This is a genomic window from Nonomuraea sp. NPDC050786 (assembly GCF_040654115.1).
In the GTDB taxonomy this organism is placed as follows: domain Bacteria; phylum Actinomycetota; class Actinomycetes; order Streptosporangiales; family Streptosporangiaceae; genus Nonomuraea.
Genome location: NZ_JBFAHJ010000027.1, coordinates 121,938 through 138,897, shown reverse-complemented (window position 1 = coordinate 138,897; position 16,960 = coordinate 121,938). Strand labels below are relative to the sequence as shown.

Annotated in this window: 18 protein-coding genes and 1 pseudogene; 11 read left to right on the top strand and 8 right to left on the bottom strand. The window is 72.1% G+C overall.

The features are described from left to right. Positions 1–56: 56 nt before the first annotated feature. Complete coding sequence (locus AB0H84_RS38175; protein WP_357615756.1) at positions 57–914, bottom strand: nucleoside hydrolase; 858 nt, start codon at positions 912–914, stop codon at positions 57–59. 95 nt (positions 915–1,009) lie between these two features. Here AB0H84_RS38175 and AB0H84_RS38170 point away from each other — a divergent pair. The 4 genes and pseudogenes from AB0H84_RS38170 to AB0H84_RS38155 all read left to right on the top strand — a co-directional run. Next, positions 1,010–1,123, top strand: a pseudogene (locus tag AB0H84_RS38170) (alpha/beta fold hydrolase); the annotation flags it as partial. Positions 1,124–1,128: 5 nt separating this feature from the next. Beyond that, positions 1,129–1,710, top strand: coding sequence for a hypothetical protein (locus AB0H84_RS38165; RefSeq protein ID WP_357615848.1), 582 nt, complete (start codon positions 1,129–1,131; stop codon positions 1,708–1,710). A gap of 54 nt (positions 1,711–1,764) precedes the next feature. After that, positions 1,765–2,373, top strand: a complete 609-nt coding sequence (locus AB0H84_RS38160) for a hypothetical protein (protein ID WP_357615753.1) — start codon at positions 1,765–1,767, stop codon at positions 2,371–2,373. An 82-nt stretch (positions 2,374–2,455) separates the two neighbouring features. Beyond that, positions 2,456–2,998: a hypothetical protein gene (locus tag AB0H84_RS38155; protein WP_357615750.1), complete on the top strand. Its 543-nt coding sequence runs from the start codon at positions 2,456–2,458 to the stop codon at positions 2,996–2,998. Positions 2,999–3,044: 46 nt separating this feature from the next. On the opposite strand, the gene AB0H84_RS38150 is transcribed toward AB0H84_RS38155, so the two are convergent. Beyond that, positions 3,045–3,347 carry a hypothetical protein gene (locus AB0H84_RS38150; RefSeq protein ID WP_357615747.1) on the bottom strand — a complete coding sequence of 101 codons (303 nt, stop codon included), beginning with the start codon at positions 3,345–3,347 and terminating at the stop codon, positions 3,045–3,047. Positions 3,348–3,493: 146 nt separating this feature from the next. Here AB0H84_RS38150 and AB0H84_RS38145 point away from each other — a divergent pair, with 146 nt between their 5' ends. Next, positions 3,494–4,081, top strand: coding sequence for a hypothetical protein (locus tag AB0H84_RS38145; protein ID WP_357615744.1), 588 nt, complete (start codon positions 3,494–3,496; stop codon positions 4,079–4,081). A gap of 4 nt (positions 4,082–4,085) precedes the next feature. Here AB0H84_RS38145 and AB0H84_RS38140 read toward each other — a convergent pair whose 3' ends face one another. Continuing rightward, complete coding sequence (locus AB0H84_RS38140; RefSeq protein WP_357615742.1) at positions 4,086–4,973, bottom strand: MurR/RpiR family transcriptional regulator; 888 nt, start codon at positions 4,971–4,973, stop codon at positions 4,086–4,088. 147 nt (positions 4,974–5,120) lie between these two features. Between AB0H84_RS38140 and AB0H84_RS38135 the strand changes: the two genes are divergently transcribed. The 5 genes from AB0H84_RS38135 to AB0H84_RS38115 are packed head-to-tail and all read left to right on the top strand — an operon-like array spanning position 5,121 to position 10,278. Continuing rightward, complete coding sequence (locus AB0H84_RS38135) at positions 5,121–6,494, top strand: MFS transporter (protein WP_357615739.1); 1,374 nt, start codon at positions 5,121–5,123, stop codon at positions 6,492–6,494. Beyond that, on the top strand, positions 6,491–6,919 hold the full coding sequence (locus tag AB0H84_RS38130; RefSeq protein WP_357615736.1) for a GAF domain-containing protein: 429 nt from the start codon (positions 6,491–6,493) through the stop codon (positions 6,917–6,919). Before AB0H84_RS38135 ends, AB0H84_RS38130 begins: the two co-directional genes overlap by 4 nt. Next, complete coding sequence (locus AB0H84_RS38125; protein ID WP_357615733.1) at positions 6,916–8,127, top strand: amidohydrolase family protein; 1,212 nt, start codon at positions 6,916–6,918, stop codon at positions 8,125–8,127. Before AB0H84_RS38130 ends, AB0H84_RS38125 begins: the two co-directional genes overlap by 4 nt. Further along, entirely contained in the window at positions 8,124–8,924 is an 801-nt protein-coding gene (locus AB0H84_RS38120) for an alpha/beta fold hydrolase (protein ID WP_357615731.1), read from the top strand. The genes AB0H84_RS38125 and AB0H84_RS38120 overlap by 4 nt, the downstream gene beginning before the upstream one ends. A 52-nt stretch (positions 8,925–8,976) precedes the next feature. Next, positions 8,977–10,278, top strand: a complete 1,302-nt coding sequence (locus AB0H84_RS38115; RefSeq protein WP_357615728.1) for a hypothetical protein — start codon at positions 8,977–8,979, stop codon at positions 10,276–10,278. 142 nt (positions 10,279–10,420) lie between these two features. On the opposite strand, the gene AB0H84_RS38110 is transcribed toward AB0H84_RS38115, so the two are convergent. From AB0H84_RS38110 to AB0H84_RS38090, 5 genes are all read right to left on the bottom strand, one after another. Continuing rightward, positions 10,421–11,485: a C45 family peptidase gene (locus AB0H84_RS38110; RefSeq protein ID WP_357615725.1), complete on the bottom strand. Its 1,065-nt coding sequence runs from the start codon at positions 11,483–11,485 to the stop codon at positions 10,421–10,423. A gap of 294 nt (positions 11,486–11,779) precedes the next feature. Next, the gene (locus AB0H84_RS38105) at positions 11,780–12,442 is read right to left on the bottom strand and encodes a lytic polysaccharide monooxygenase auxiliary activity family 9 protein (protein WP_357615722.1); all 663 of its coding nucleotides are present in this window, start codon (positions 12,440–12,442) and stop codon (positions 11,780–11,782) included. Positions 12,443–12,665: 223 nt separating this feature from the next. Next, the gene (locus tag AB0H84_RS38100; protein ID WP_357615719.1) at positions 12,666–13,403 is read right to left on the bottom strand and encodes a response regulator; all 738 of its coding nucleotides are present in this window, start codon (positions 13,401–13,403) and stop codon (positions 12,666–12,668) included. A 116-nt stretch (positions 13,404–13,519) separates the two neighbouring features. Continuing rightward, the gene (locus AB0H84_RS38095) at positions 13,520–14,638 is read right to left on the bottom strand and encodes a hypothetical protein (RefSeq protein WP_357615716.1); all 1,119 of its coding nucleotides are present in this window, start codon (positions 14,636–14,638) and stop codon (positions 13,520–13,522) included. Next, on the bottom strand, positions 14,635–15,789 hold the full coding sequence (locus AB0H84_RS38090; protein WP_357615714.1) for a hypothetical protein: 1,155 nt from the start codon (positions 15,787–15,789) through the stop codon (positions 14,635–14,637). The genes AB0H84_RS38095 and AB0H84_RS38090 overlap by 4 nt, the downstream gene beginning before the upstream one ends. Before the next feature lie 287 nt (positions 15,790–16,076). Between AB0H84_RS38090 and AB0H84_RS38085 the strand changes: the two genes are divergently transcribed. Then, complete coding sequence (locus tag AB0H84_RS38085) at positions 16,077–16,880, top strand: protein phosphatase 2C domain-containing protein (protein ID WP_357615711.1); 804 nt, start codon at positions 16,077–16,079, stop codon at positions 16,878–16,880. Positions 16,881–16,960: the final 80 nt, after the last annotated feature.

Below are 16,960 nucleotides of genomic sequence, written 5' to 3'. Positions count from 1 at the left end.
CCGAATCGTGGGCAACATCGTGCTCGTACGTGAGACAGATTTTGCCGTGGGTCGAGCTACGCGGCGGCGTTCGCGATGCGGCGGACGATCTCCTGCGCCACCGGCTCCGTGAGAGCCGACGTGGTGACCCGCGTACGGCCTGTCGCCTCCTCGAACGTGCTGGACCCGTCCGCCCCGATGACCACGCGCCCCTCGGGGCTGAACGCGAACAACTCCGGCACCAGCATGGTCAGCGCCGCGATCGGGTCGTGCGGGCAGTTCCACTGCGCGTTCCGCGACCGCCACCACTGCTCGATCTCCGCCTTCAGGGCCTCCCCCAGCGCTCCGGCGGCCGCGATGGCGGCCACGTCCGTGGCGTCCATCCGGACCGTGGTGGTGATCTCCAGCCCCGTGACCGTGATCGGCGCTCCGGAGCCGAAGACGATGGCCGCCGCCTCCGGGTCGCTCTTCAGGTTGTGCTCGGGCTCGGGGCCGTCGAAGCGGCCCCCCATGATCCAGAGGTGCCGTACGTCCCGGGCGAAGGACGGGGAGGCCGTGATGGCGTTGGCGATGTTGGTCAGCGGCCCGACCGCCACCACGTCCACCTGGCCGGGCGCGCGGGTCACCTCGTCCACCAGGTACGCCGCCGCCTCCCCTTCGTCCACCCGCTCGGTGTCCAGGTCGGTGAAGAGCGCGCCTTCGTGCCCCGCCCACCACACGGGCCGGTCGGCTAGGGTCCTGACGGCTCCGGGCACGACGGCCGGGGACCGGCCCGCGAGGCCCGCCAGGCGCTTGGCGAGGCGCGCCCGCAGCAGCGTGTCACCGTAGACGGTCGTGCAGCCGGCCAGCTCGACCTCCGGCGAGCCGAGCAGGACGGCGAGCGCCAGCGCGTCGTCCACGTCGCTGCCGATGTCGGTGTCGAAGATGACGCGCATGACCGGAGTATTTCCCTTGATCGGCCCGAGCTCACCTCCGTCCGGCTCTGCCAGGCGAGCCCAGAGCCCAGCCTGATGGGCATCCATGCGCCTGGGGGCAAGGACAGCCGGTCGTGCTCATCCACGGCTTCCCGCTCGACGGCCACTCCTGGGAGCGGCAGGCGGCCGTGCTGCTCGACGCCGGTTACCGCGTCATCACCTACGATCGCCCCTCATCTTCACACTTCAGCGCAGAGGCACCGCGGTAAAGGAGCAGGATGGGAGGGAGTGCCTGATAGGGCCAGGCGACTTCTCCATCTCTGATGCGTCCCGCTTGTTCCGGAAGAAAGTGCCGAGCGACTTCTCGTTCATCTCCTTCCATTTCCCTCGCAAGGATCTTCACGTGCGGGACGAGGACCTCCGGGCGCTGACCGCGACAGCATTCTCGAGCCGGGAGGGCAGTGCCGCGCTGGTGGCGACGTATTTCGCGCGCATGGCGCGCGAAGCAGCCGGCTTCGACGATTTCATCGGCCGTCAGTTCGTCTGCACCGGGCTGGACCTGCTGGCGCTGTTGATCAACGAGCGGCGCGACCGCTTCACTCCTCAGGCTCCAGAGATCGCCGCGGCGACGGGCAGGCCGCGCGCGCCCGGAGATCATATGTCAGCGATGCATAGGTGCCCAGACCGTCGTCGGGCCGACTCCGCGCCCCGGGCGTTCTCCCTGATCGGCAACCCGGCCAACCCCATCAGGGGCGTACGGGTGGCAACGGCCGGCGCGCGACCGCCACCTGACCCGGCCGGGGCGGATCAGGGGTAAGTCAGGGGCGATCACCGATGAGTGCCTCCCTCCCGGGAGGGCATCGTGGTCACCATGAACCGCCTCACCCAGATCTCCTTCACCGCCGCGCCCGCCGCGCTGCTCGGCGGGTGGCTCCTCATGCGTCCCACGGGCTCCGACGTCGCAGGCGGCTTCTGGTGGACGGCCGCGCACGTGGCGTGCCTGGCCGGGTTCCTCATGTTCGGCGTCATGACGCTGGGGCTGCGCGGCATGGCCGGCCCGGTGACGGGCGGGCGCCGGGTGGCGCTGGAGGCGGCGACGGGCGTCGCGCTGCTGGGCCTGACCGCCGCCGTCGTGCGGCTCGTGATGGGGCTGTACGCCGGTTTCGCCGGCGAGCAGGCGGCCGGGTTCGAGACGATCGTGTACGGGACCGAGGCGCAGGTGTTCTTCGGCGCCCTGGTCGCGCTGGCGGTCACCCTGGCCGCGCTGCGGCAGGTCACGGCCGTGAGCGCGGGCGTGACGACCCTCGGCATGGTGGTGCTGGCCGTCGGGATGTACCAGACGGGCAGGGAGTCGGCCCTGGCCGCCGTGGGGATGGCGCTGATCTGGCTGGGCACGCTGCTGCTGGGCAGGGGGACGTCCGGGCAGGTGCCGCGGGTGGGGCCGGGCGTCGGCTCCCCCGAGGTCGGAGCCGGCCGCTGAGAGCACGGTCGGCGCGGGCCTGAGGTGGGTACGTTGACCACGACCCCTCCCGGACCCTGCGACGCAAAGGAAGTGGTTCCCCGTGCTCTACCTCTTCGGTTTCGAGCGCATCGGCGTGGCTGTGAGCGACATCTACTTCGTCGACCCCAACCCGATCGGGGGCCAGGAGGGGGCCGAGCGGGGCGTGCGCCTGGAGCTGCGGAGGCTGGAGCCGGGCGAGCTGAAGGGGTCGATCTACTCGGCGCGGCCCATCACCGTCGACCGGCCCCTGTGGCGGGTGGACCTGCTGGAGTCGGTCACCGGCACGCCGGGGAGCTTCGACCGCACCCACCACCACCCCGCGCTGCGGGGCTGGGAGCCGGGCAAGCGGGTGTTCGACGAGCAGCTCTCCGCCGAGCCGCTGAAGTGGCTGGCGGAGCGGCTGGCCGACCTCGAAGGGGTGCTCGACGAGGCCGGGCTGGGCCGCGACGAGATCAGCCCGGCCGACGTGGCGGCCCTGCGCGAGCGCGCCCCGGAGATCGTCGACACCGTCAGCCGCCTGCTCGACGGCGTCCGCTCCGGCGCCCTCGCCACCCCGCCGGGCGACGCGCCGGGCAGCTCCAGCGTCCGGGCCAGCTGGCTCTAGCCCCGGCTGGGGCGGGGCGACCTCGTCGCCGCCCCGCTCCGAGCTTTCAGCCGCCCATCCCGTACGAGCCGACCAGCATCCCCTCCACCCGCACCGGAGGGCCGACCACCCGTTCGCCGAGCCCGCGCTGGAACTCGGCGAACGCGCTCGACTTCGACAGCGGCGAGAGGTCGCCGTCGCTGATCACCACATGGACGAAGGTCACCCCGTCGGCCAGCCGGAGCGACATGTAGCGCACCCCGCCGGGGTCCTCGGCGTTCAGCTCGGCGAAGACCTGCTCGACAATCCGCTGGTTCTCGTCGGCCGCCTCCGGCCGCGTCTCGTACCTGATCATCGCCATCGTGCTCATCGGTCCTCCTGACCCGGTGCTCCAGTGCCATTCACCTCATATGAATCCGCGTGCCCGCCGAAATTCATCGGTCAGAGTAACGCGAAGGCGGCATGGGTGGATGTTCTCGGTGATTGGCGCGGACTTCCAGACGGGCGGTTTGGAACGTGACAGTTCCTCCTGTTGAGCCGAAGAAGGACCACCGGGTCCAGATCATCGTCGCGATCATCGGCGCCTGCGCCGCGGTCGTCACCGCGCTGATCCCGGTCGTGCTCATCGCCAACAAGCCCGACGACAAGCCCACCCCCAGCCCGGGGCCCACGACTACCACGCCGGCCCCGACCACGTCGTCGGGAGGCGGCGGCTCCGGGACGGCCGAGCCGGACGGATCGGTCTCCGTGCCGGAGGACTACCAGGGCACCTGGAGCGGCCGGATCGACTGGATGGTCGCCGGCTGGGGCTCGTACAACACCACGTTGACGATCACGTCGGGCTCGCTGACGGCCATGGTGGGCCAGTTCACCACGAACGGCGGCCAGTGCCGGGGCCTGCTCTACCTGGAGTCCGGCGGCGGCCCGGTGGTGCTGCGGCTGTCGACGACGTACAACGTGGGCTCCTGCTCGGTCCTGGCGGACGTGAAGCTGACGCTGCGTGGGGACGACGAGCTGGACTACGAGCTCGTCGGCGCGCAGTTCGCCAACATGATCGTCAATCAGCCCTCGCCCCCGGCGCAGGGGACGCTGCGGCGCGGATGACCGCTCACGCCTGGGGAGCGGCCGGGCGGCGGTGCAGGAGGCCGAAGCGGGTCCACATGGACTCCGCCGCCTCGATCGAGGCCCCCGTACGGGCCGGGTCCACGGCGGCGAGCTGGGTGACCAGGGCCTGGGCGACCGCCATGCCGGCCGTCAGCGACGGGAAGAACGCCTCGCCCTCCGCCGGCACGATCACCACCTCCTCCGCCGCGTCGGCGAGCGCGGGGCTGGCCGCGTCCGTCAGGGCGAACACCCGTGCCCCGCGCGAGCGGGCCAGGTGGGCGGCCAGGACCGTGCTCTCGTACAGCCGCCAGAAGCTGATCGCCACCAGCACGTCCCCCGCGCCGATGGCGGCCATGATGTTGGCCAGCTCCGCGTCGCCGTTGGTCACGGCCGTGACGGGGTAGCCCGCCAGGCGGGCGTTGTGCGCGAGGGCGAGCCCGACGGCCGCGTAGCTGCCGTCGGCGACGATCACCGTGCGGCGGGCCGCGGCGACGGCCTCGGCGATCCGCACCAGCACCCCTTCGTCTTCGTCCAGGCGCCGGTTCAGCAGCGCCAGGCTGTCCAGGTCGCGGCGGAGCGAACGGGAGCTGGGCGAGCCGCTGCCCCGGTGCTCGGCGGCGACCTGGCCGGCGCTCAGCGAGGACAGGTAGCGGGCGCGCAGCTCCTGCTGGAGCGCCGGCCACCCCGCGAACCCGAGCGCCTGGGCCGTGCGCGTCACCGTCGCCACGTTGACCCCCGCGAGCTGCGCCAGCTCCCCGGCCGACCCGAACGAGGCCCGGCGCGGCTGCGAGAGCAGCACCTCGAGCACGGCGGCGGCCTTGCCGCGCAGGCCACGCGCGGGCACGCGGGCGCGCAGCCAGCCCTCGAAGCCGTCCCTGGCGTGCTCTGTCACGTGTCCCTCTCCAAGCGTCCCGGCGGAACATGCTACGCGGTCATGACGCCGTCAACATGCAAAGACCATTGCATTTCGTCCATTTCGCACTATATGTTGCTGCGCAATTGCTTTGAAGGGCCACGACCTGGGGAAAGGTGTTGTTCGATGACCTTGTTGGCCCGTCTGGACCGGCTCCCGCTGAGCCGTCCCCACTACCTGCTCCTCCTCATCGGCGGTCTCGGCTACACCTTCGACGGCATGGACTCGGCCGTGGTCGCGTTCCTGCTCCCGAGCGCGAAGGACGCCTGGAGCCTGTCCGACGGCCAGCTCGGCTTCATCGGGTCCGCGACCCCGTTCGGCTTCCTCTTCGGCGCGACCGTCGCGGGCCTGCTGGGCGACCGCATCGGCCGCAAGAAGGTGATGATGTATGCGCTCGCCTTCTACGCCGCCTTCTCCGTGGTCGCCGCGTTCGCCCCGAACTACGAGGTGTTCCTGGCGGCCAGGGTGCTCGCCGGGGCGGGCGCGGGCGCGGAGAGCGCGATCATCGCGCCGTTCCTGTCGGAGTTCGTCCCGGCCAAGCGGCGCGGCTGGTTCATCGGCGCGCTGGCCGGTTTCTTCTCGTTCGGTTTCGTGGCGGCCGCGCTGATCGGGCGGTTCGTGGTGCCGACGATGGACGACGGCTGGCGGATCGCGCAGGTGGTCACCGCGCTGCCGATCGTGATGCTGCTGTGGTGGCGCCGCTCGCTGCCCGAATCGCCGCGCTACCTGCTGCAGAACGGCCGCGTGGACGAGGCCGAGTCGGTGGTCGCCGACCTCGAACGCCGAGTCGAGCGGGCCACCGGCCGGCCGCTCCCGCCGGTGCCCGACTCCGCGGTCGCGCCCTCCACGGGCACGACCAAGGTCAACCTGCTCAGCGCCCTCCGCTTCCTGTGGAGCCCGGTCATGGCCAGGCGCACGGCGGTCACGTGGCTGGTCTGGTTCGTGATCACGTTCTCGTACTACGGGTTCTTCTCGTGGATCCCCACCCTGCTCGTGCAGCGCGGCATCACGGTGACCAAGAGCTTCGAGTTCTCGATCATCATCTACCTGGCGCAGGTGCCCGGTTACTTCTCGGCCGCCTGGCTGTCGGAGCGGCTCGACCGCAAGAACATCATCGCGATCTACCTGGCCGGCTCGGCGGTCAGCGCGTTCTGGCTGTCGCAGATGGACACGCCCGCCACGATCACGCTCGCGGGCGCGGTGCTGTCGTTCTTCCTGAACGGCACGTACGCGGGCGTCTACTCCTACACCCCCGAGGTCTTCCCCACCTGGATCCGCGCCACCGGCACCGGCCTGTCGAGCGCGTTCGGGCGGGTCGGCAGCATCCTGGCGCCCACGATCATCGGGCTGTCGGCGGCGAAGCTCGGCTTCGGCGGCGTGTTCGGCCTGACGACGGCGGTGCTCGCGGCCGGGGTGGTGTGCGTGGTCGTGTTCGGCCTGGCCACGGCCGGGCGATCGCTGGAGGAGCTGACGGAACCCGCCAAGGAGGCGACCCGATGACCGTACTGACCGAGCTGGAGGAGAAGGTGCGCCGGGAGGTTGGAGCGCGGCTGTTCACCGTCCTGGCCTGGGTGCCGGAACGGCGCGCGCTGCGACGGATCCACAGCAGCCATCCCGAGCACTATCCGGTGGGCGGGGAGAAGACCGTGGAGGTCGCGCGGGGCTGGCTGGCGCGGTGCATCGAGGGGCGCGAGCCGTACTTCGGCAAGGACCGGGCCGCCGTGCGGGAGATCTTCGCCGACCACGAGCTGATCGAGAGCCTGGGCTGCGGGTCGATCATCAACATTCCGGTGGTTCATCAAGGGGAGGTGCTCGGCGTGCTGAACATCCTCGACGCCGAGGGAAGCTATGACGACGACTCCGTGGCGGCGGCCAGGACGCTGGCCCCGCTCGCCGTACCGGCGCTGCGCGGAGGTGACGCGTGAGCGGCCTGCTGCTGCGTGACGCCCTGGTTCTCGACGTGGCGAGCGGCGAGTACGCCGAAGGCGACCTGCGCTGCGAGGACGGCCGCGTCGTCGAGGCGGGGCCCCGGCTGAGCGCTCCTGAGGGCACTCGGGTGATCGACGTCGCGGGCGCCCACGTGGTGCCCGGGCTGATCGACGCGCACGTGCACGTCACCGCCTCCACCGCGAACCTCGGCTCGCTCGGGACCATGTCCCCCTCGTACGTGACCGCCCACAGCGCCCGGATCATGAGCGACATGCTCGACCGCGGCTTCACTACGGTCCGCGACGCGTCCGGCGCCGACTTCGGGCTGGCCGACGCCCAGGCGGAGGGGCTGATCCGGGGCCCGCGGCTGCTGTTCTGCGGCAAGGGGCTGAGCCAGACGGGCGGCCACGCCGACTTCCGCGGCCGGGGCGAGCACCTGCGCGACGACCACCCGTGCTGCGCGGGCGTCGGCCGCGTGGCCGACGGCGTCGACGCGGTACGCGCCGCGGCCCGCGACGAGCTGCGCAAGGGCGCGCACCACATCAAGGTCATGGCCTCCGGCGGCGTGGCCTCCCCGACCGACCGCATCGACTCGACCCAGTACTCCATGGACGAGCTGCGCGCGGCCGTCGAGGAGGCCGAGGCCGCCAACCGGTACGTCGCCGCCCACGCCTACACCGCCAGGGCCGTCAACCGGGCGCTCGAAGCGGGCGTGCGCTCCATCGAGCACGGGAACCTGATCGACGACACGAGCGTCGAGCTCTTCCTGCGGCACGACGCGTTCCTGGTGCCGACGCTGGTGACGTACTGGGCGCTCAAGCAGGAGGGGCGCGACTTCGGGCTGCCCGAGCGGAGCTGGCGCAAGGTCGACGAGGTGCTGGAGGCCGGCCTGGCCGCGCTGGAGCGCGCCGCCCGGGGCGGGGTGCGGCTGGCGTACGGGACGGACCTGCTCGGGGGCATGCACCGGCACCAGAACCACGAGTTCCGGCTGCGGCGGGAGGTGCAGCAGCCGATCGACGTGCTGCGGGCCGCCACGGTGGGGGCGGCGGAGCTGGTGGGGATGGCGGGCGAGCTCGGCACGCTGGCCGTGGGCGCGCACGCCGACCTGCTGGTGCTCGACGGCGACCCGCTGTCCGACATCGACGTCCTCGCCGACCCCGCCCACGTCCGCCACGTCGTCCAAGGGGGCATATTGACAGGGTGACGACGCTGACGCGCGCCGCTCTCGTGGTCGCCGCGGTGCTGCTCCTGCTGCTCGCCCTCCTGTGGGTGTGCCAGCGGCGGCTCATCTACCTGCCCGATCCGACCCCGGTGCCGCCCGCCGGGGAGGTCGTCCCGGGCGCGCGCGACGTCTCGTTCACGACCTCCGACGGGCTCCGGCTCGCTGCCTGGTACGTGCCCGGCACGCGCGACGTCACCGTCCTGATCGCCGGCGGGAACGCGGGCAACAGACGGGACCGCGCCCCGCTGGCCCGCGCCCTGTCGGAGCGCGGGCTGGCGGTGCTCCTGATGGACTACCGCGGCTACGGCGGCAACCCGGGCGCGCCGACGGAGGAGGGCCTCCACCGCGACGCCCTGGCCGCCCGCGACCTCGTCCAGAGCTCTCGCGTCATCTACTTCGGCGAGAGCCTGGGCGCGGGCGTGGTCACGAGGCTGGCCCTGGAGCGCCCCGCCGACGGCCTCGTGCTGCGCTCCCCGTTCACCGACCTGGCCGCCGCCGGACAGGCCAACTACCCGTTCCTCCCGGTCAGGCCGCTGCTGCGGGACCGCTTCCCGGTCGCGGAGAACGTCGCGCGGGTCACGGCCCCGGTCGTGGTCGTGTACGGCACCGGGGACACGATCGTGCCCCCGCGGCTCAGCAGAGCGGTCGCCCAGGCGGCGGCCGGCCAGGTCACAACCGTCGAGGTGGCGGGAGCGGGCCACAACGACCTGGCCATGCTGACCGGCCCCGACGTCGTGGCCGCCGTGGTAGGGCTGGCCGAGCGGATCGACCGCCGATAGAACGGGTCATAATGGGCAGCCCGTCTGATCCGCCGCTCTCCGAGGGGACCGCATGAAGCGATTACACGTCGGCGTGAGCGTCCTCGGGGCGAGCGCGCTGCTGGCCGCCGGGTTCCTGCTGCTGCGGGACGGCGACGAGAGCGTCCCGGCGCGTGACCGTCTCGCCGTCGCCGCCACGGTGATCCGGCCCAACGTGCTGACGGACGCGCAGGGCACCGTCATGGAGGAGCTGGCCGGAGACTGCGGTGTCAGCCGCTATCCGTACCTGTGCCGGCGGGTGAAGAGCGAGCTCGGCGAGCAGCTGCTCGCCCGCGGCGGCCTGACCATCAGGACGGCGATCGACCCGCGCATGCAGCAGGCCGCCCAGCAGGCCATCGACCAGTTCGTCAGCCGCGACGACCAGCCGATCGCCGCCCAGGTCATGATCGTCCCGGGCACCGGCGAGATCAGGGCCATGGCCACCAGCAAGGCCCCCACCGGCGTGCTCGCCTTGCAGCAGGGCAGCACGGCGATGACGTACACGCTGACCGCGGCGCTCGAAGGCGGCATGCGCTTCGACGACGGCTTCCCCTACACCGCCGGGTACAAGCCACCGAGCTACACGGCGTTCAAGAACTGCAACGGCGAGGCGGCCGGCGAGCCGTCGTTCGTCATCACCAACGCGAGGCAGCGCCACAGCGAGTTCACGACGCTGGAGACCGGCACCCGGGCCGCCGAGAACACGTTCTTCATGAAGCTGACGGAGAAGGTGGGCCTCTGCGAGAGCGTGCAGGTGGCCAAGCGCCTGGGCCTCAAGCGGGGCGACGGGATGCCGCTGCAGGAGTACGAGACGTTCGCGCTCGGCATCAACGAGGTGGACCCGGTCTCGGTCACCGACACCTACGCGACCCTGGCGGCCCGGGGCAGGCACTGCGAGCCCAGGGCGGTCACGGAGGTGCGTGACGGGGCGTTCGTCCGCTCCTTCCCCGCGCAGTGCCGGCAGGTGCTGGAGCCGCCGGTCGCCGACGCGGTGTCGTGGGTGCTGGCCAGGAGTTTCCGCGGGGGCCTCGGCCCGGATGTGGCGGGCATGGAGGGCACCGCCGACGCCTCCACCACCGCCTGGTACGCCGGCTACACCGCCGAACTGGCCTCCGCCGTCGCCCTCGGCGATCCCCGGGTCCCCCAGTACCAGCACCGCCTGACCGACATCACCATCGGCGGCCGGCACTACGACCAGGTGTACGGCCTGTCGATCCCCGGCCCCATCTGGAAGGCCTCGATGAGGGCGCTCTTCCTCGGCCGCCCGAGGCCGGCGTTCGTCAAGCCCGACACCGGCCGGTTCGGCGGCTGCCGCGACCACTGCGCCCCCTCATGAGTGGCCGGCGAGGAGGAACTCCAGCTCGGCGACCGCCCGATCGCGATGGACGTTGAGCGCCGTCACGCCTCGTCGGCGGCGCGGCGGAGGAGGGTCCTGGCGATGTACGCCATCTGGAGGTACGGCAGCGAGGAGCAGATGATCAGAACGTCTGCCAGGTCGCCTCGGTGACCCGGCACGGCCCGCCCTGGTGCACCCGCAGCCGCGCGGCGGGCAGGTCCAGCGCGATCGTCGCGACGGTCTCCCACCGCTGGTTGATCGGCTGCGTCAGGTCCGGGTGGGCGCAGACGGGCGCGTCGCGGCCGTGGCTGAGCATGGCCAGCGCCCGCGTGGTGTGGTCGTCGCTCCTCAGGCCCTCGGTGCTGTCCCGCAGGTGCTGGAGCCTGGCGTACGTGCTGGGCCGGTCGGTGGCGTGCCGCTCCCGTGCCGCCAGGTCGGGGTCGAGGAAGTGGTTGCAGTGCTGCAGCACGCCGTCCGGCTCCGGCGGGATGACGGCGACGCCGGCCGGGGAGATCTCGATCGAGGCCGCGTCCGACGAGGTCACCGCCGTGATGACGGTCGAGGCGGACACCGCGGCGGAGCGCGCGATGTCGGCGGCCTCCTGCACCGTGGTCGCGTCGTCCAGGATCCTGCGGGCGATCAGGTGCACGGGCACGCCGAGGTCGGCGGTGTCGGAATCGTGGCGCAGGATGTTGAAGTGGATGCCGAGCCCGGCCGTGTTCACGCCGATCTTGGCGAGCGCCCCGGCCTCGGTGAACGTGCGCACGACATGCCCGGGGCGCGGCTCCAGCTCCCAGAGCATGGGCGCGTTGCGCAGGTGGTCGTGCCAGTCCCAGGTCTGCACCGTACGCGGCGGCAGGCCGTTGCCCGGCAGCACGACGGAGGTGGAGCACTCCCCCTCGCCGGTCGCGTCGATGGCGGCCAGGATCTCGGTGCGCGCGTTGACGACGGCGACCTGCCAGGGTTTCAGTCCGGCGCCGGCCGCGATCCCGGCGATCTCCTCCGCCAGGTGCGGCGCCCAGTCCGCGGTGCGCTCGACGGCCTGCTCGCCCCACGCGCGGACCTGCCCCGCGGTGGCGCCGGCGACGGCGAACAGGTCAGAGTAGCCGGCGAGGTTGGCGATGATCGCCTTGCGCCGGTGCGTGCCGAGCTCCTTGCCACGCGCTCGGGGATCGATTTCTGTCGACGTGAAGGTGGGAAAGGTCATGAACCATCCATCAGGTCGGCGAGCCGGGGGTCTCGGTGGCGAACGAGGCGCGGACGCGCGTGTACCGTTCGGCGTCGATGTCCTGGCTCAGCTTGAACATGCTCTTCTCGGTATGCACATGCACCCGAAAAGCCACTACCCCCGGCAACAGCGCGGCGAACCTCTCCCTGGACGCGCGGGGTCGCCTCCCACGCGTCGCGGGAGGGCGACGGACCTCCGCACAGGAAGCGGGGGCGAGCCGCGCGGAGCCGCTGTCCGGGTCCGCGCCTCGACCCGCCCCCCGCCCGTGGCGGCTCAGCCGAAGTTGACGTCGCTGCAGAAATAGAACGACTGATCCATGTGCGAGGCCTGCCAGATCGTGTAGATCACGTGACGGCCGGTGCGCGAGCCCTTGCTGATGTTGTTGATCATGTATACGTCACTGGGTGCGTACTTGGGGGTCGTGCGCACCAGTTCCAGGTTGTTCCAGCCCAGGGGCGTGGTCAGCGCGTTGTAGCCCTGGCGGGTGATGTAGACCCTGATGTAGTCCGCGCCGTGCCTGGCCTGGTCGTTCAGGCGGATGTTGAACGTGCTGCCGAGATTCGCCATCGTCCACGGTCCCGGCTTGTCCATGGAGCGGTAGCGGCCGCCTTCGGTCAGGCCGGCGCTGCACAGCTGGCCGTTGGGGATGACCGCCTCATGGTTGCCGCCGACCCCGTTGCGATACAGGCCGTTCCAGTTCCACATGGCGTTGGTGTTGTCCTGCCACGCCTGCCAGCACATGGGGTCCTGCTGCTGCATGGCGGGGTTCTGGAAGTCGTTGCCCCAGCGCAGCCAGCAGCCGTAGTTGCGGGACGCGGGGTCGACGACCGAGCCGTGCGCCGACGCGGAGCCGGCCAGGGGGATGGCGAAGATCATCGCCGTGGAGAGCAGCAGAGCCAGGGCGCGCCGCGCCCAGCGGTGGGGTCCTTTGGGCATAGTGCGATCTCCGTGTTCCGGTCGGGGGATTCCGGTGATGGGGAGCGCTCCGCGGGGCGACGGTATCTGACGGCGTCAGTCCCTACAAATGACGGATCTTGTCAAGGCGTCCGGCCGGTGCCGAGTCGCAGGCCGATGTCCCGGATGAGCAGCGGAAAGGGCTTTCCCGCGGACCTCCACACGGGTGAAACTTTCACCGAAGCCCGATTTCTGCAGCGCCTCATCACCCAGAGCGGAACGAGTCGGGGGCGCGGGCGGCCCGCGACGTGTAGACCGTCACCTCGTCCGGCTGGACCAGGCCGTCCTGGATGGCGCAGATGAGCAGCTTCTCCTTGGTCGGCGCGGGGCGCCCCGCGGCGGCGTACTTGACCCTCGCCCGGTCGATGTACTGGCGTACGGTGCGCTCCTTGATGCCCATCCTGGCCGCCACAGACGCCTTCGACATCGACTGGAACCAGAAGAGCAGGGCCGCGCGCTCCTTGTCCGACAGCTGCGGCCGGTGCGGGCCCTCGTCCGTGGCGATCGCCTGGGCCATGGGCAGGGTGACGCTCGGCCGGTCGGCCGCCACCTCCAGGATGGTCTCCAGGCAGGACTCCCGCGTGGCCCGTCCCTTGCCGATGAAGGCGGAGGCGCCCGCGTCCAGCACCGTTCGTACCGTCTCCGGCTCCTCGTGCTCCGAGAAGACGATGACCCGCTGGCCGCCCGCGCACAGCTCGGCGACCCGGTCCACGACCATGGTGCCGTTGAGGTTGAGGTCGAGCAGGAGCACGTCGGCCGCCACGCCGCGGACCGACTCGATGGTCGGCCCCTGCGCGACCAGCTCGACCGGGCCCGGCCGGCCGAACCACGACCTGACGCCGTCCACCACCACCTGATGGTCCTCCACCAGGGCGACCGTCACCCGCCCCGCCGCACTCTGGTCGCCGCCCCGGTCCGCGCCCGGCGCCGTCTCCCGTCCCATCCGCTCCGCCCTCTAGCCGATCTTGCCCGTCCCCAGTTCCGTCGCTTGTCCGAGCGCATCTGTTACGGGTTCGCGCGCCGGCCCCCCTCCGGTCGGCGCGCTCCCCGCCCCACCCCTCATTGGCCCTGCCAGATGCTGTTGACCCACACGTCGCCGCCCTGCCGCTGGTAGGTGACGACGACCCCGCTCGGCTCGCGTACCGGGGTGGCGCTGACGGGCAGGTCGTCGGTGTCCGCCACGACGGCCACGCTCACCATGGTCGACATCGCCGACACGGTCACCCTGGCCCGCGACCGCGCAGCATCCAGCGCCCGGACGGGCGCCCTGAGCAGGTCCTCCCGTACGCCCTGCGGCAGCACCGGCATCCGCTGCCCGAACGGCGGCGCCGTCACCAGCACCTGCCGCCGCTCGGCCGCGTCGATGCGCTCGCGCAGCACGGACACCAGCTCGTCGGGTACGTCCTCCCGTTCCGTGATGAGCCTGCGCAGCCGCATGGCCCCGGCCGTGCAGTCCTCGCGTACGCGCGGATCCCCCGGGTCGGCCCCGTCGGCGAGCTGCTCGAGCAGCGACTCCGCCACTTCGCGGATCGCGGCGTAGCGGCGGAGCCGGTCGGCGTGGATCCGGTGGGCGGACTCCCGCCAGGCGTCGTCGGCGGCCAGCCGGCGGGCCAGCAGCGCGGCGTCCTCGGCCCTGACGCGGAGCGTGTGGCAGCCCGCCGCGTACCCGAGCTGGAGCGTGGCGCTCCCGACCATGACCATGAGGTATCTGGCGATGGAGATCCGGTCGACCGTCCCCGTCACGATCATGGCGGTCAGCATGATGCCGGCGTTGGCGGAGAGGAACGCGATCAGCTCGACCCGCCACCGGGGCCGGTTCCACAGGAGCATGACGCCGAGCCAGCCGACCGAGCCCCAGCCCCAGTCGGCCGCGCCGAGCAGGTCCTCCGCGCGGCAGGACACGATCACCGCGACATCCACGGCCAGCGCGGCGGCGACCAGCGGGCCCACCCTGTCCGGGCCGCCGAACGTCCTCGCCAGCGCCCGCGCGGCGACCGCCCCGATCGCCGCGTAACCGATCCACGCCGCCGCGGCCAGCGCCGGCCAGCGGAAGGACGGCCAGCCCGTGACGGTGACGGTGAGGTCGTAGCCGAGGTGCCAGGCCGCGGCGATCACCACGGCGCCGAGCGCGGTGTAGCGGGCGTACCGCTGGGCGACCTCCTCGATGTCGTCGATCACGGCCGCCACCACAGGCTTACGCGGGTGCCCTGGTCTCCGGAGCGGATGTCGGCGCCGGCGTTCGGCAGCGAGCGCATCGTGTCGAGGATCGATCCGCGGACGCCGAACCGGTCGGGCGGCACCCGCGCGAGGTCGAAGCCGCCACCCGCGTCCGCGACCTCCACCCGGATCTCCCCGTCGCGACTGCAGGAGACCAGCTCGGCCTCGCCCACCCCGGCGTGCAGCGCCACGTTGGCCAGCGCCTCGGTGACCGCGCGGGCGAAGCGCTCGGCGACCTCCCCCGGCACCGTCTCCGGCGTCAGCCGCCTGCGTACGGCCAGCCCCGTCGCCCGTCCCGCCACCTCGTCGAGCAGGGCGTCCAGGGCGATGGGCGCGGAGCGGGCGCGCGGTCCGTCGCGCAGCTGCTCCAGCGCCGCCAGATCGGCCGCCGCCTGCCGGCGCAGGGTGGGCGAGTGCCGCTCGTACGTGCCCAGCCCGACCATCGTCAGCGTGTGCAGCGACGTCTCGTGCACGCTGCCGACCTGGCGCAGCTCGTCCTCGCGCCGCAGCCGCTCGACGATGAGCGCGATCTCGGCGCGGGCGCTGTCGCGCAGGAACGCGTCCGCCGAGGCGGCGGAGCGGCGCAGCAGCGTCATCAGCACCGCGATCGCGAGGATCTGCACGAGGTGGATCAGCAGCGTCCCGGCCACATCCTGGTACGGGTCGGCCAGCCGCATCCCGGCCAGGTACGCCGCCGCCACGAGCAGCCCGGCGGGCACCGCCGCCCACGGCCGCCACGTGACCCCCGAGACGACGATGGTCATCGTGACCAGCCCCGCGATCCAGCTCGATCCCCCGTCGAGCGCCGCGCCCGCGACGAGATGGCGCTGCGTGAGACAGAGCGTGACCGTGATGGCCGCGTCACCCGCCACCAACCAGGCGGGAGTCCGTGCCCTGCGCCGGGCCACGCGCAGGAACAGCCCGGTCCACACGAGGTCGATCGCCAGCGCGGGCGCCAGCCACGCCGCGGACACCGGCGGCACCGCGCCGAGGAGCGCGGCCACGACCGCCACGAGGCCCACCACTCCCCGCGCCCCGGCGCAGGTGCGGGCGATCGTCCGCTCCATGTGCCTGGCCGCCGAGTCGTATCGGGTGGAACCGGAGTGAGACATGGGCCGCCTGCTCGAAATGAGAGCACAAGACGGGTTTTACGATAACGCATCCGGTATGCGTGAGCACGCTGTGAATACAGCAATTTTGTGGTGGCTGGTGGAGACAGGGGGCACATGATGGTTTCCTCGGTCCGGCTCTTCTCGCACCGTCGCCCACCGGGCCGCCGGCGGCATGACGGCTGATCGGCCGTCATCCGCTACGACGGCCGATCAGCCGTCAGTCGCGTCTCCTCCACAAGAGCGTGTACTGGCTGCGGGTCGCGAACGATGCGACGAGAGGGGACCTCATGACCTTCCTGGTGATCTCTATCCTGGTCGGCTGCCTGTCGGTGATGACGGCCCGCGGCCGGCAGGGGAACTGGCCGTCCGGCATGCCGGTGACGCGGCCGCGGCTGGTGGCGGCCGGCGGCACGTACGCGGGCCGGCGCGGACGGCCGACGGACGCATACGTCATCCAGGAGCGGCTGGTCGCGGTGGCCCACGGCGCGAACGGCGAGCCGGCCTGCACGGCCGCGGCCCTGGCGCTGGGCGCGGTGGTCGCCGCCAGGCCGCAGTACCAGCAGGACCTCGACGAGTGCGCGCAGCTCGCGCACCGTGCCGTGCGCACCGCGGCCCTGCGCGACGCCTCGGCGCACCGTGCCGCGGGCACCGCGGGCGTGCGCGACGCCTCGGCGCCCGAGCTGGTCAGCACCCTGGACGTGGTCGTCCTCGAGCCCGGCGAGCGCCCGCGCCTGCGCTTCGTCCACGTCGGCGACGGCGCGATCTGGCACTGCCCGAAGGGCGGGGCGCCGCAGCCGCTCACGACGCCGCACTCCTTCGCCGAGGCCGGGCAGGAGGGCCGGCTGCTGCGCGGGCTCGGCCTGCCGTCGGCGCTCAACCCCGAGGCCGGCTCCGTCCCGCTCCGCCCGGGCGACCGCGTCGTCATCGTCTCGGACGGCGTGGTGAGGGCGCTCGGCGCGGCACGCATGAAGGAGCTGTTCACCGACGGCGCGTCGCCCGGTGCCTGCCTGGACCGGCTGTACGACGAGATGGCCGCCGCCGAGCCGGAGGACGACGCGACGGTGATCATCGCCGATTACGTCACGGCTTGAGTACGGGTGTACTCAGGCGGTTCCACCGCTGCTCAGTGACGATCGGAGGGAATCTCCCACTGGACACCGGAGGGCTCGCC

Bases quoted from the DNA above. Each gene is read 5' to 3' on its own strand.
- AB0H84_RS38175 (WP_357615756.1), bottom strand. From the start codon at position 914: ATGCGCGTCATCTTCGACACCGACATCGGCAGCGACGTGGACGACGCG.
- AB0H84_RS38160 (WP_357615753.1), top strand. From the start codon at position 1,765: ATGAACCGCCTCACCCAGATCTCCTTCACCGCCGCGCCCGCCGCGCTG.
- AB0H84_RS38150 (WP_357615747.1), bottom strand. From the start codon at position 3,347: ATGAGCACGATGGCGATGATCAGGTACGAGACGCGGCCGGAGGCGGCC.
- AB0H84_RS38135 (WP_357615739.1), top strand. From the start codon at position 5,121: ATGACCTTGTTGGCCCGTCTGGACCGGCTCCCGCTGAGCCGTCCCCAC.
- AB0H84_RS38130 (WP_357615736.1), top strand. From the start codon at position 6,491: ATGACCGTACTGACCGAGCTGGAGGAGAAGGTGCGCCGGGAGGTTGGA.
- AB0H84_RS38115 (WP_357615728.1), top strand. From the start codon at position 8,977: ATGAAGCGATTACACGTCGGCGTGAGCGTCCTCGGGGCGAGCGCGCTG.
- AB0H84_RS38110 (WP_357615725.1), bottom strand. From the start codon at position 11,485: ATGACCTTTCCCACCTTCACGTCGACAGAAATCGATCCCCGAGCGCGT.
- AB0H84_RS38105 (WP_357615722.1), bottom strand. From the start codon at position 12,442: ATGCCCAAAGGACCCCACCGCTGGGCGCGGCGCGCCCTGGCTCTGCTG.
- AB0H84_RS38100 (WP_357615719.1), bottom strand. From the start codon at position 13,403: ATGGGACGGGAGACGGCGCCGGGCGCGGACCGGGGCGGCGACCAGAGT.
- AB0H84_RS38090 (WP_357615714.1), bottom strand. From the start codon at position 15,789: ATGTCTCACTCCGGTTCCACCCGATACGACTCGGCGGCCAGGCACATG.
- AB0H84_RS38085 (WP_357615711.1), top strand. From the start codon at position 16,077: ATGACCTTCCTGGTGATCTCTATCCTGGTCGGCTGCCTGTCGGTGATG.